The following is a 12707-nucleotide window of genomic DNA, read 5'->3' as shown; positions in this document are numbered from 1 at the left end:
ACGATAACGCTCGCGGCTATATGTTGGCCGCGGGCAAAATTTCAAACTGAATTGGCTTGTAGCGGAAATTATTTGACTCGCCCGCTGAGCATGGGGTTAAGCCCACAATCTCCAGGTCTATGAACTACGCGGTGCTGCTCAACCGCACTTGATTCTTATCTGGCGAATGGAAAGAGGTGAATTCAATCCCTGCAGTAGGTTGGTGAGGTGTCGAAGTATTCACACCGTCGTTTGATTCATCTTCTTTTTCGGGTAACTGAACAATTTTCAAACCCTTTTCTTCAAAGTTTGAATTGATAAACCCTTTTTCTGCATAGGCCGCTAGTACATTAAGGCAGGGATAGAAGCCCCACTTTGAGTGAAAGCGCTGTGCATTGCGAACAAAGTCTAATAAATGATTGACGGGACATTGATAATTGGGGCGATGTGGCGCAAAAGTGCGTGTAGGCAATTGCTCTAGTGAATAGCCTAGCGCCCGGCAATTGGTAAAAAAGTCTTCGTCGTTTAGTCCGAAACCCGCGTAGCCTTCATCGAAGCCGCCGGTTTTCTGAAAGTCTGTCTTACGAATAAAAAACACTGTAGAACAAATACTATCGTCACTAAACTTTCCATGATTATTTCCCTGATTTCTTGAAGGTATTTCATTGTTATCATCGTCAGGTAATGTCTCATCATTACTCGCGAGATAACCAATTTGCTTTTCGGTTTTTGAAATGGCTGAATAAGGCTTATTGCAGTGTTCACTGGGTAAAAAGACCACCGAAGTGAACAGAACAGTGTTGTCCTTTAAAGCCAAAAGCCCATCTCTACAAAGCGTAGGAGAGATAACGGCATCAACGTTTAGGTAAACAAGATTCTCATGTTTAGCCGATAGCATCCCTTTATTTCGAGCTTTAGCAATAGGCAGCTCTTCCTGCGTAACAAACTTGTGCACAATGTCGAATTTATCGCTCTGAATGAGAGACAAGTCGGAAGGCGGTGCCATCCATACAATGACAAGTTCATCTGGCGTTGGTGAGCAACGCTCTAGCTGCGAAATTAAATTGCAAAGCTTCTCGGTTCTACTTTTTACAATAGTTACTGCACTTATTGGCGAACGCATACTCAACCTCCTTTGCTGACCTATTTGATGCCTTTGGCTTAACCGTGCACTTTGCACACTATACTTTCGTATAAAGCAAAGAGTGTTCCTGGTTTTTAAGGTGCTGATTTATATGTTTTTTTATGGGTTTTTGGCGTGGGTTTGATACAGGTTTGGCCTAAATGCGCGCAAGAGATGCAAAGGAAGAGAAAATTTTACAAACGGTAAGACTAAGAGCATTCATAAGTGAAGTGAACTTTAAAACCTATTGTCTTCATTATTTTTGAAGGGTTATGCTTTCATTATCTTTAACACTAGCGAGTTTGGGATCAGAAAGTGGCGTCAGGTATTCAATGGGCTGATTTCTAACGCACATCAGTGTTTCTTCGAACAGCTGACAGGTGCCTTTATATACTTTATCTTTGCCAACCATGTAGCGACATGACTCACCTTTACTCAATGATTGGCAGGCAATTAGCGGTGCTTTGTGTACGTGCCCGCTATGCGCAAAGCTGAGCGATGTAAAACATAGCGATAAGCTAACTACTGCTAAGCGTGTTAGATCTATTTTCATGAATACCCCTTTTTATATAAGTGCTCAGCTTAGCTAGTTACTTCCGACAGTAATACTTCCCTGAGCCCCTTTGAAGCACCCAATAAACATATTTTCTGCAGCACTTGCTGCATGGTAGTGATAGCCACGGGTTTCATCGCTATGACCTCGGCATTCATCGAGGTCAAAATCTTCTTCGCCTTCACTATTTAGCATGGCGTAAATACCATATCCATCCAACGCGTAACCTAATATATTCGCGTGACCGTCTAGTGAGGATATTACGTCACTGCAGCCTAGCGCCGCGTGATAGTGGTATCCTTCTGCTGGGTTAACGTGCCCGCCACAGTCATCGAAAGCGGCTATGGTATTTGCACTTAAAATAGCGTTTACGGGGGCAGGGCCAGCAATCACTACGCCATTGAGCGATACCCCCAAATCTGCTGATAACGAATTTGGATTTGCAAGCGCAACGGGTTCAACAGGAATAAGTAGTGTTTGAGTAACCCCACCGTCATAATAGTCAATGGAACATTCGACGCAGTGATTTTGATATTCTGGGTCGACATCTGGACGGGCGGCAGCTTCACATGCAATCTGCGAATCCGTAACAAATACTTCTCCGGTTGCTTCATCATAGAGTTGCCAGTCACTGCCATACAAATCAGGAAGGCTTAGAATAAAGCTTCCGTCGACTTGATAAAGTTCTCCGCTTCCATCAAACCATACGCCACCTTGCGTAGCATCGTCGGTAATGTTGCGAGGGCAAAATGGCCCAATGTCGGCATTTGCCGGTGCTCCATTAATTACCACTTTAAAGCACTCGGTTTGCGTACCGTCAGTAAGCGTACATGCGGTAGTGGTTATGCTTTCAGCAAGGCCTGCAGCAAGGAATAAGTCTGGGTCTAGACTTGTCTGTATTGCCTCATTGTCGACAGTTTCGCTGGAAGATGTATCGTCAGACAGTGATGTAGCGTTGTCTTCTGAATCTCCGCCTGAACATGCACTTATTCCAATAGCGCAAATAATGTAAAAACATAAGTGAACAGAAAAGCGCGGGTTATCTGACTGCATAAAATAGGCTCTTAGACAAAGATTAGGTTAAGAGCTTTTATAATAAGAGGGAAATGTGCAGAAAATTTGCAGGTTCACCACATAAAAAGAGAAGTTTAAGCTAACACAGTTTGTAGCCTATACCGTATACAGCCTGAAGCGGTGAGATATGGTCATTTTGCATTAGCTTGTGGCGTAAGTTTTTCATATGACTATCAATGGTTCGATTGCTCACTATGCGGCCGTCAACATATCCTTTGTCCATAAGCTGTTCTCTTGAGAACACATGACCTGGCTTTTCAATAAAGGCTTTAAGCAACCTGAATTCAACAGGTGTTAACTCAATCGTTTGGTTTTTTCGCTCGCAGACATAGCTGTCTAAATCGAGGACGATGTCTTTATATGCTAATTTTCTTTGAGTTGTTTCTGAAACTATATTTTGTGATTGCGCTCTTCTTAAAATGGCCTGCACCCGCGCTACCACCTCACGAGGTGAAAATGGTTTACAAATATAGTCATCGGCACCCGCGCCTAGACCAATCAGTCGGTCTATCTCATCGACTCGGGCGGTTAACATCAAAATCGGGATGGTAGAAAATTGCCTTATTTGCTTACACAGTGTTAGACCATCTACTACCGGAAGCATACGGTCTAATATGACCGCGCTGTAAACGTGCGATTCAATAGTAGAAATAACATGTTCACCACTATGGAGGACCTCTGTAGTGAACCCTTCTAAAGTGAAAAAATCCACTAATATTTGGGCAATTTTTTCTTCGTCTTCAACAATTAATACAGGGCAGTGAGTAGACATTAACTTCCATCTCCCGTTAAAGGTAGGTTGATCGTTATTTTAATCCCACCGAGCTCTGATCGCGAGGCATCTATCGTACCTTTGTGAGCGTGGATGATAGATTGACATATTGATAAGCCAAGCCCTGCGCCTTCAGCCCGTCTTTTTCGTGACGAGTCTTCGCGATAGAGAGGATCGAAAACATGTTTTTCGTTACCGGTCGATACGCCTGGTGCGCTGTCTTCTATATCTATTGCTACCTTTTTCCCATCGTCAACTAATGTGATCCTAAGTTGTCCCGGTGCATCAGTATATTCAATACTATTGCTAAAGATATTTGAGAATACTTGGTGCAAACGCTGTGCATCAGCATTTATCCTCACATTGCTAGGAATATATGTACTAACGGAAATAGGTTTTGCCTCAAAAGCGAGATTAAACTGCGCTAAAACGTCTTTTATCAACTCGTCGATATTCATAATACTGAAATCGTAGTGCATGCCCCCAACATCGGAGAGGGATAACTGATATAAGTCATTTACTAAACGCGTTAAACGCGCCACTTCATCTTGAAAAGAAGCGAGTTGCGCGTGGTCGAATTTTCTAACACCAGCCTCGACTAACTCCATTTCACCCGCAAGGATTGATAGCGGGGTACGCAATTCATGGGAAATATCTGCTAGCCATTGCTTCTGCGTTGCCTCGTGCTTTTGAAGGGCAATGGCAAGGGCGTTAATGTCTTTCATTAGCACCCCAAACTCGTCGTTAGGAAGCTGATTGAACTTCATGCTGTACTTTCGTTTTGTAAGTTGTTCAACAGCCTTCAAGATTTCCTTAAACGGCGATAGCATCTTGGGCACAATGATAATGGCAATTATCAACGAAACAAAAAGGGCTACTGCGCCGATAGCAATAAACGACGCGCGTTGTTGTCGCATAAATTCCTGCGCCATTGCAGAACTAGGTGAGGGCGGCAGGTAACTTTCTAACACACCTATGTTTCCGCTTGCGTCTTTTATGGGGACCGTAACTTGAATATCCTCGTCGCGATTAAAGGTATCGGGCAGACTGCCTGCGATTACATTACCTTGCAAATCAAGAAGTGTAGTAGGGGGCCCTATGTGTTGTTCTTCATTATTGGGTGGGCGATATAAGTGTCGCTCTGGGGGGCGCTGGCTTGTGGCTCGAAGCCTTGGACCTCGAGGTGGCGGTCGATTGTCTTGAATAGAAAATGTATAGGGTGAAATACCCTGCCAGCTTTTATCATTAATTGCGTATTCTAACGCGAGCATGTCTGCTAGCTGAGTCAGCCGTTCTTTTTCCTGCGCGATAATAAACTTGTTAAAGCCTTGTTCAAAGCTCCAACGCGCAGTAGCAAGCGCAAGCATCAAAGACATGCAAGAGAAAGCGAGTAAAGTAATAGTAAGTTTATGAGATAGCTTCATATTTTCGAGTATAGCGATGTATAACACTACACTACAATATTCTAAAGGATGGGAGACCCGCAAATCATCGGATAATACTGACATTTTGCACTGTTTCTGCACATTCTCACTTTATTATGCAAGTTCTAGGGTACGCAGTGCGTTGCGGTAATAGCATAAGCGACTGCCATACATGTTCCACCCAGTTTTCTAATCTATTGAGAAGGAGTAGAAGTGATATGAATAAGACGGCAATTTTAATTGGTCTACTGAGCTTAAGTACAGCGGGATGCTTCGCTAAAGGCGATAGAGAGCACCCAAGACAGCCACCACCAGAGGCAATAGAAGCGTGTGATGGAAAAGCCGAAGGTGACACAGTGTCTTTTGAAACTCCAAGAGGCGAAACCGTGGAAGGTACTTGCACACTAAAAGATGATACCCTTGTTGCTATGCCAGAGCATCCGCCACAAAGATAATTCTGAACTGTTTAAAAAAACACGGTGAAATTTGACGAATTTAGCGTCTTATTTTGCCGTGCATTTACCGCGTAATAGCTTTGCCCCCGTCACATATTTTGATATGCTTGCTCAGTAGGTTAAACAATACAATTCAATAGTTTAAATATTCCTGCAATTGTTATTTAACACGTTTTTTTTCGAGTAAAACTTTCTTCAAAATGAAGAACCACTCAACTTGAGTGTAGGTAAAATCTTCAGCCTTACTTGTAACGTATTAATTTCTGTATCTCGTATTTTTTCTTTGGTGGGCAAAGGCTGTGGAATCACAATCGTCTGTAATAATTCGAAACTATGACAAACAATCATTGAAAGTGGTTGATGTTATATCCGGTATCTCGCCGAATGCGATGCGCAGAGTGTTTGGTGGCTGGATATTTTTTGCGGCTGTTGTTGGTGTGATCGTAAGTGTAGCACCCGATCTCAGCGCGCAGTTTATCGGTTTAACGCTATTTGTCCTCGTTGCTTTTACGCTCATTATGTTCGGACAAAGCAGAATAACTGAAGGCTGGCCAGCTATTATATGCGACGAAGACTATATCGGTGTGGTGCGTGATCCAGTCAAACGGGAATATATTTGTGTAAATTCTGCCTTGGTCAAAGAAGCGAAACCAACGCTAATAAAGCCTAATAAAAAAGCTATTGAAATCGTTCTAGATGTTGACCAACTTTCAGCTAAAGACCAAGAAATGCTTAGCCAAGCAGTGTGGCCTAGAGAAGATAGTCTGATAGGATTGGCGCATTTCAAAAAGCGTGAAGAGGCTTGCGAGAGCCTGATGTGGTGCGTAAAACATCGCGGCTCTCGCTAAAAAAGTCACCAATTATCATTTACCATCATGATTAGTTAGCGCCAGTTCGGTGTAAAGAGGGTAGTGGTCAGAACCAACACCCTCTAGTTTCTCTATATTTACTAATGCAAAATGTTCAGAATGAAATACATGGTCTAATGGCCATTTCACAAGCGGATATTTCGCATGGAACGTATTGAAAAAGCCTCGTCCTTCTCGTGGATCTAACAATCCGCTTATTTTCTTAAATTTCCTGGTAGTGGGAGACCAGGCTACATCATTTAAATCACCCGCTACAACAATAGGCCCTTCTGTTTTCGCAATTTCTTCCCCAACCAAGGTTAGCTCAACATCTCTAGGCTTTGCGTAAGTATTTTCTGTTGGGCTTGGAGGTTTTGGGTGAAGAAAATACAGTGTGATATCTCGTTCATTAAGTTTAATTTTCACTCGCATAGATGGAACATCATCTTCAATTAAAAATCGCAAAGAGACCTCTTCGAAAGGAATTTTACTGTAGAGATGCATGCCATAGAGGTTTTCCAACGGGCAAAATTTGCGATAAGGATAATCTGACTCTATTTCGCTAATACCTTTTTGCCATTTTTCATTTGATTCCAGTGTTACGAGGAAATCGGGCTGCTTATTGCGTACGTGTGATATGAGCTTACGAAAGTCGTTATTTGGCATATATACGTTACTTGATAAGACGCTTAGTTTTTGGCACGAACTTTCCGTATCAACCCGTTTAACTTCTCGCTTGTATAAAGGAGTATAGGGAATAATCCAAACTATTTGATAGATAAGGCTTACCGTTAAACCAGCAATAATAACCATTGTGAGGATATTAAACTGTGCGTAATAGGTGGCGTTGAAAGCATGCCCTGCAAGCAATAGTGAAATGATCGCTGCTATCTGTAAGCGTGGAAATTCCCACACTCTTACTAACCAATGAGAAGAAGGCAGCAATGGGGCCCAACTTAGTGCGATAAATAAGACTGAAACGGCAGTAAGTGCAGTGTCCATGTCTGTTTGGTCCTTGAATTTTATAACTAAAACAGAGTTTTGCCTCAAGCGGTAACAAATCGAAGAATGATGTAACGGCCGGCAAAGTGAAAAGATTCGTTATAGTTACGGCAGCATTTTAAATTAAGTTTAACTTGCGCCAAGTATTCCCAAGTGGCGGTCAAGAACAAAAAAGAATCTATGTCTTAAAACAACAATTGGTCATTTGTATTGAAATGAGGCAACTTTTAGTTTCGTGAAAATTAAGTAAAAAATTCTCGGATAAACGCAAAGATTTCAAAACAACAAACGTTAATGCATGAAGTGATTATGGTATTTTTCATTTAAATCAATAGTATACGTTATTGGCAGGGTTTTGGCATCGTTCACAGTGAGTTTCGACAAAGGAGAAATGTTATGAAACGTTCACTTATTTCTATGATTGTTGCTACAACTTTGACTACCGCTGCCTATGCGGGTGACATGGACACTGACAACAAGTGGGAGAAAGGTGCCAAAGATGCATGGATTGACGGTAAAGCAGAAGCAACGCTATTGTTCAATGGCAACCTCGATTCATTCGACATTAACACTGACGTCAAAGACGGTAATGTTGTTCTTACAGGTAAAGTAGAAAACTCTGTAGACAAAAAACTAGCAGAAGAGCTAATTGCTAATATCGACGGTGTAATGTCGGTTGATAACAAGTTGACTGTTGTATCTGACAAAGATATGCATGACGGTATGTCAGATGACATGGAAGACGCCGCTGACGAAGGCACAAGCGAACTTACCGACGCTAAGATTGCTACAGTTATTAAAACGCGCCTTTTAATGGACACCGATATTTCAGGCTTTGATATTGACGTCGACGTAGAAAACGGTGTCGTAACGCTAACAGGTGAAGTTGATTCTGACGCTGAGCATGATCTTGCCGTAGAAATTGCAAAGAATGCGTCAGATGTGAAAGACGTTGAAAGTAACCTTCGTGTAGTTACTGAAACTGCAATGAACTAACGGTTCTTTCCACCATATTTAAAAAAAGGGGCGAACGCCCCTTTTTCAAATGTACTCGAAATTAATAACTGTCGAAATTAATGTTTCCATTCTTCGCTTAGAAGTACCACTTCGTCATTTTCAGATTTAATCTCTTTTCGAGATTCGGTGCCATCATCAAAGACAAAGTAGAACTCATAGATAGTGACATCAGTTCCAAATTGCTTACTTTCGATAATACGCTTTATATTCTCGTACTTTTCTTGGCCCTGAATAAGCGTGTGTACCGCTGAAGGCAAATCTTCCATATTTAAATCACGCTGAATTTCAACAATTTTCCATAAATCGCCGTCCTGCAACATATCGAATTCAATCTCGTTGCCGTTTGCATCTTTACCCTCAACATCAAGGTACACGTGATCGTGCTTATATTCTTTTTCGACTTCGAGTGCGACAAAGTCAGGTGCTACCTGTTGTAGCGCAGCAAGTGCAGACGCCGGAATTTGCGCAATGGCCATAGCTTCTTTCTTATTAAGCGTCGCGCCAATTTTTACTTCATTCGTTTTCTCAGGTGGTCTTTCTGATATTAGATGAGCTTTGAACGCCTCTGAAGGTTCGCTGCTTTCACCTACTTTAAGTTCTGAAAATGCAACTTGGACGTAGTCTCCATTTTTCTTGTCTTCTTCCCAATTTCCCGTGCCCATACAGGCTGCATACCAAAAACCGTCATCATCTTTTGTACTACACTGGTTGTAAGCTCCGGCTTTAAAGTAATTCCAGTCTAGTGTGTAGCCATATGGGTGATCATACTGGTCTAACTCACCATACGCATTTACCCCATTAGCTAAGTTGATAGCGTAGTTTACAGTCTCATGTCCCTCTGCAGTGAAGCTCAAATACATGACATCGCCATGAACATTTACTTCATAACTAAAACTTTCATTTAGTCGAATACCTTCGCTACCGGGATCATTTGGGTTTTTCCACAAATTACCCCAAACCGGATAGGCAATGTCTGTACGGTTTTTATCATCTTTTGGCAAGTTGCGCTCGTACGTCCAAAACACTGAACCTGTCTCGTGTTGCGGCCATTTCTTATAATAAATCTTTAGGGGTTCATTACCCCAACCAAACCCTTTCACTTTCTTTTCCCACTTGCTGGCGTGTATTTGACCAACAACTACTGAAAAAGCAGGCGCTTTATCTGGGTATTTAGCTCGTGTTGCCACATGCTGTACCTTTAGCGTTGCGTTCATTTTTCCGCCAACCTGTGCAAAACGGTCAGAAATTGGGTTACTGGCAACAGTAAAGTTGTTTTTGGGGGAGTGGGTCTTTATGCGCGTTTTTGAACCGCGGAGCATGTGTCGAAGTTCACTTCGAGTATTAGATGAATTTTGTGTAGTTAATGCCTTATTGGGCGCAGCAAAAACCATATTACCTTCATCATCTATGTAGAAAAAATCTTCATGTTGGAAAGTCTGAATGTCTTTTACCGATATCTCATCGACTTTTCCATTTCCATCTTCGTCTATTGGCAGCGTGATTTTCCATTCGCTTAAATCAAACTTTTCAGCAGGGAGCAATTCTGCACTAGCAGTGCCAGAAGCAAAAATAAATGGCAGAGTCGCAATAACAGGCTTTGTCCATCCACTAGTAAAAACTTTAAGTGAAGAAAAGGTGGTAGGCGTTGTTTTTATTTTAAACATTTAAACCTCTTGGTAGACAGTCGCGTGCTTACCCAATTAATACCTAAGTGCAATAATTTGGTAAGTCCAGTTTATCTTGTTCGTTATTTTTTGTAATGCCAATTTATCATTCATGTAAACCAATTGCAAAATATCCTCAGGGCTTTGGTTAATGGGGAGGTTGAGGCCGTGGTTTAATAGTGAAATAGCTGGGGATGTCTAAATAATGTTCGTTTTTCTACTAATGTCTAACAAGATTAGGCGCTGATTAGTCAATAAATAAACTTTTTGGTAATACCAGATATGCGCTGTGCATTATATTATTTCACCCGAGTTGAGATGAGATTTAGCACGTATAAATTAGGTAGTGAATCTCACTTTTAAACTAATAAGGAAGAAAGGGAAAATTTTCTCTAAAAGTGTGTAGAAAATTCTTTTTATACACTTTGCAGTAGCGTTTATGTTTCGTATCTTTCTGATATGTATAGAAAAAATATGTGGTATGGAAGCTGCTTTTACAAATGGTAAAAGTAGATTATTTCATCAAGTCGCTTAGCAATGCGGTCAGTCGCAGGGCTACATCAATGAATCCCAAGTGGATAATTGGCGAACGCATGAGCAATTACACTATTAGCATTATGAGCATCTTGATTTTGCTCAAGGAGTGAGACATGAACGTTTTAAAATGGGTATATTCAGGAATTGTTGTAACACTTGTCATCGCATTGGTGGGCATGTTTGGACAGGGAAAGCTTTCTGTCAGCCGAGCAACCGCCGATGATGCTGAACGCCCTGTTCATATGGATATTCAAAAAGTTGAAAGAAACCTTTCATTAGTAGAATTCGATTTATCGAAGAAGGCGCACCTTTTAAGAAAAACACGTTTAGAATACTATATCGCACAGGCTAAGCAAGCTGATGTGAGAGGCTGGAAATTTAAGCGTGATGAGTTTGTTGAGCGTGCTGAAAATATTTTAAGTCATCACCTTACTCAATATGCACATGAGGCGCAACAAAACGCCCAAACGTATACTGCTCAAGCTATTTAAGTTAAATAACTAAAAGAAGGCCCCTTGCGTTAGGGGCCTTTTTTGTTATCACTTATCACGCCCGAAATAAAATACAGGCAAAAAAAAGCGAAGCATTTGCTTCGCATTTTTCATTATTATGGTTATTCAACGTCTACGATTTTTAACGTATTGGTTGCGCCCACTTTTTCCATTTCATCGCCGTAGGTCAAGATGATACTGTCACCACTTTTCACTAAACCTTTTTCTTTAAGCGATGCAATTACATCATATTTCAATTTACCTGGTTCGCTATTTGACGAGTCGAAGTAAACCGGCTTCACACCACGGCATAATGCCATGGTATTAAGTGTAGATTCGTGACGAGACATAGCAATAATTGGCAAAGATGTTGTAATGCGAGACATCAACGTTGGGGTAGTTCCGCTTTCTGTCAAACCTACAATAGCTTTAATACTTGGCAAGTGGTTAGCAGCGTACACAGCAGATAGTGCAATTGACTCGCTTGTTGACGAGAACTTCTGATCCATACGGTGCTTAGAAATCTTAATGCTTGGGTGGGTTTCTGCACCTTCACAAACGCGAGCCATAGCTGCAACTGTCTCGATGGGGAAGTTACCCGCAGCAGTTTCAGCCGAAAGCATAACCGCATCAGTGCCATCAAGTACGGCGTTTGCAACATCCATTACTTCTGCACGCGTTGGCATAGGGCTGTCAATCATCGACTCCATCATTTGAGTCGCAGTAATAACAACCTTGTTTAGTTGGCGAGAGCGGGCAATTAATTTCTTCTGAACGCCAACGAGCTCTGCGTCTCCAATTTCTACACCCAAATCACCGCGAGCTACCATTACAGCATCTGATGCAGAGATAATATCATCCATAGCTTCGTCAGAAGCGACGGTTTCAGCTCGTTCGACTTTCGCACAAATCTTTGCATAGCAGCCTGCTGCTTCTGCAAGTTCTCGTGCGTAGTTTAAATCTGCACCGCTTCTTGGGAATGACACCGCTAGGTAATCAACACCGATTTTTGCTGCAGTTTTGATATCTTCTTTATCTTTATCGGTAAGGGCATCAGCAGAAAGACCACCGCCTTGGCGATTAATACCTTTATTGTTTGAAAGCTTTCCACCAACGGTAACTTCAGTGAGCACTTTGCGTCCTTCAACGCCTGTTACGCGAAGTTGAATACGTCCGTCGTCCAGAAGAAGAATATCGCCTGCTGATACATCGTCAGGAAGCGCTTTGTAGTCAATACCTACTTGATTGATATCACCTTCGTCACGGCCTAGCTCTGCATCTAATATAAACTTAGCACCGACTTCTAGACGAACAGCACCCTCGGCAAAACGCGCAACACGGATTTTTGGTCCTTGAAGGTCGCCTAAAATGGCTACGTATTTACCTAGGTTCTTCGCTGCTTGGCGAACCCGTTTTGCACGTTCAATATGATCTTCAGCTTGTCCGTGTGAAAAGTTCATACGCACTGTGTTTGCGCCTGCGGCAATAAGTGCCTGAATCTTTTCGAGTGAGTCTGTGGCAGGTCCTAGGGTGGCAAGAATTTTCGTTCTTCTAGTCATGTGATTCCGTCGCTGTTTCTAAGTTAGAAAAGACAAAGAGTGATAGGCTACGCGTTTCTTCGGTATGCCTGTAATCGCTTTACGTAATTTTATTACAGAATAATAGTTGAATTTGACAAAAATGTGAACGAAATAAACAAAAACGCCCAACTGGCTCGACCAGTTGGGCGTTTTTGAAAACTTTTAAGCTTGAAGTAACTAAGCTTTTA

The 12707-nt window shown here is 41.9% G+C and carries 11 protein-coding genes and 2 pseudogenes; 4 read left to right on the top strand and 9 right to left on the bottom strand.

Annotation, left to right across the window (positions count from 1 at the left end; all coding sequences use genetic code 11):
• Positions 1-16: 16 nt before the first annotated feature.
• The 6 genes and pseudogenes from E5672_RS20150 to E5672_RS14615 form a co-directional block, all read right to left on the bottom strand.
• Positions 17-109: pseudogene (locus E5672_RS20150) on the bottom strand (DUF1989 domain-containing protein); the annotation flags it as partial.
• Between the two features lie 15 nt (positions 110-124).
• The gene (locus E5672_RS14635; protein WP_136782872.1) at positions 125-1102 is read right to left on the bottom strand and encodes a glycosyltransferase family 2 protein; all 978 of its coding nucleotides are present in this window, start codon (positions 1100-1102) and stop codon (positions 125-127) included.
• A 256-nt stretch (positions 1103-1358) separates the two neighbouring features.
• Positions 1359-1655: a hypothetical protein gene (locus tag E5672_RS14630; protein WP_136782871.1), complete on the bottom strand. Its 297-nt coding sequence runs from the start codon at positions 1653-1655 to the stop codon at positions 1359-1361.
• Between the two features lie 33 nt (positions 1656-1688).
• Positions 1689-2708 (bottom strand): YHYH protein, encoded by a 1020-nt coding sequence (locus E5672_RS14625; RefSeq protein ID WP_136782870.1) that lies wholly within the window; start codon positions 2706-2708, stop codon positions 1689-1691.
• Positions 2709-2808: 100 nt separating this feature from the next.
• Positions 2809-3501 (bottom strand): response regulator, encoded by a 693-nt coding sequence (locus E5672_RS14620; RefSeq protein WP_136782869.1) that lies wholly within the window; start codon positions 3499-3501, stop codon positions 2809-2811.
• The gene (locus E5672_RS14615; RefSeq protein WP_136782868.1) at positions 3501-5009 is read right to left on the bottom strand and encodes an ATP-binding protein; all 1509 of its coding nucleotides are present in this window, start codon (positions 5007-5009) and stop codon (positions 3501-3503) included. The genes E5672_RS14620 and E5672_RS14615 overlap by 1 nt, the downstream gene beginning before the upstream one ends.
• A gap of 134 nt (positions 5010-5143) precedes the next feature.
• Here E5672_RS14615 and E5672_RS14610 point away from each other — a divergent pair, with 134 nt between their 5' ends.
• Complete coding sequence (locus E5672_RS14610; RefSeq protein ID WP_136782867.1) at positions 5144-5380, top strand: hypothetical protein; 237 nt, start codon at positions 5144-5146, stop codon at positions 5378-5380.
• A gap of 299 nt (positions 5381-5679) precedes the next feature.
• Positions 5680-6228 carry a hypothetical protein gene (locus E5672_RS14605; RefSeq protein ID WP_136782866.1) on the top strand — a complete coding sequence of 183 codons (549 nt, stop codon included), beginning with the start codon at positions 5680-5682 and terminating at the stop codon, positions 6226-6228.
• Between the two features lie 15 nt (positions 6229-6243).
• Here E5672_RS14605 and E5672_RS14600 read toward each other — a convergent pair whose 3' ends face one another.
• Positions 6244-7230 carry an endonuclease/exonuclease/phosphatase family protein gene (locus E5672_RS14600; protein ID WP_136782865.1) on the bottom strand — a complete coding sequence of 329 codons (987 nt, stop codon included), beginning with the start codon at positions 7228-7230 and terminating at the stop codon, positions 6244-6246.
• 396 nt (positions 7231-7626) lie between these two features.
• Between E5672_RS14600 and E5672_RS14595 the strand changes: the two genes are divergently transcribed.
• A complete protein-coding gene (locus E5672_RS14595; RefSeq protein WP_136782864.1) occupies positions 7627-8226 on the top strand; it encodes a BON domain-containing protein in 600 nt (199 codons plus the stop codon).
• Between the two features lie 590 nt (positions 8227-8816).
• Here the strand turns inward: E5672_RS14595 and E5672_RS20010 are convergent.
• A pseudogene (locus E5672_RS20010) lies at positions 8817-9911 on the bottom strand (polysaccharide lyase family 7 protein); the annotation flags it as partial.
• Positions 9912-10561: 650 nt separating this feature from the next.
• On the opposite strand from E5672_RS20010, the gene E5672_RS14585 reads away from it, so the two are divergent.
• On the top strand, positions 10562-10939 hold the full coding sequence (locus tag E5672_RS14585) for a hypothetical protein (protein WP_136782862.1): 378 nt from the start codon (positions 10562-10564) through the stop codon (positions 10937-10939).
• Positions 10940-11061: 122 nt separating this feature from the next.
• On the opposite strand, the gene pyk is transcribed toward E5672_RS14585, so the two are convergent.
• Positions 11062-12498: a pyruvate kinase gene (gene pyk, locus E5672_RS14580; protein ID WP_136782861.1), complete on the bottom strand. Its 1437-nt coding sequence runs from the start codon at positions 12496-12498 to the stop codon at positions 11062-11064.
• Positions 12499-12707 lie beyond the last annotated feature (209 nt).

Origin of the sequence: Alteromonas portus, from assembly GCF_005117025.1 — a bacterium.
Classification (GTDB): domain Bacteria; phylum Pseudomonadota; class Gammaproteobacteria; order Enterobacterales; family Alteromonadaceae; genus Alteromonas; species Alteromonas portus.
The sequence above is the reverse complement of the archived record's forward strand: the minus strand, read 5'-3'. Positions and strand labels throughout refer to the sequence as shown.

Excerpts from the sequence above, each read along its gene's own strand:
- E5672_RS14635 (WP_136782872.1), bottom strand. The coding sequence starts at position 1,102 with ATGCGTTCGCCAATAAGTGCAGTAACTATTGTAAAAAGTAGAACCGAG.
- E5672_RS14630 (WP_136782871.1), bottom strand. The coding sequence starts at position 1,655 with ATGAAAATAGATCTAACACGCTTAGCAGTAGTTAGCTTATCGCTATGT.
- E5672_RS14625 (WP_136782870.1), bottom strand. The coding sequence starts at position 2,708 with ATGCAGTCAGATAACCCGCGCTTTTCTGTTCACTTATGTTTTTACATT.
- E5672_RS14620 (WP_136782869.1), bottom strand. The coding sequence starts at position 3,501 with ATGTCTACTCACTGCCCTGTATTAATTGTTGAAGACGAAGAAAAAATT.
- E5672_RS14615 (WP_136782868.1), bottom strand. The coding sequence starts at position 5,009 with ATGTCAGTATTATCCGATGATTTGCGGGTCTCCCATCCTTTAGAATAT.
- E5672_RS14610 (WP_136782867.1), top strand. The coding sequence starts at position 5,144 with ATGAATAAGACGGCAATTTTAATTGGTCTACTGAGCTTAAGTACAGCG.
- E5672_RS14600 (WP_136782865.1), bottom strand. The coding sequence starts at position 7,230 with ATGGACACTGCACTTACTGCCGTTTCAGTCTTATTTATCGCACTAAGT.
- E5672_RS14595 (WP_136782864.1), top strand. The coding sequence starts at position 7,627 with ATGAAACGTTCACTTATTTCTATGATTGTTGCTACAACTTTGACTACC.
- E5672_RS14585 (WP_136782862.1), top strand. The coding sequence starts at position 10,562 with ATGAACGTTTTAAAATGGGTATATTCAGGAATTGTTGTAACACTTGTC.
- pyk (WP_136782861.1), bottom strand. The coding sequence starts at position 12,498 with ATGACTAGAAGAACGAAAATTCTTGCCACCCTAGGACCTGCCACAGAC.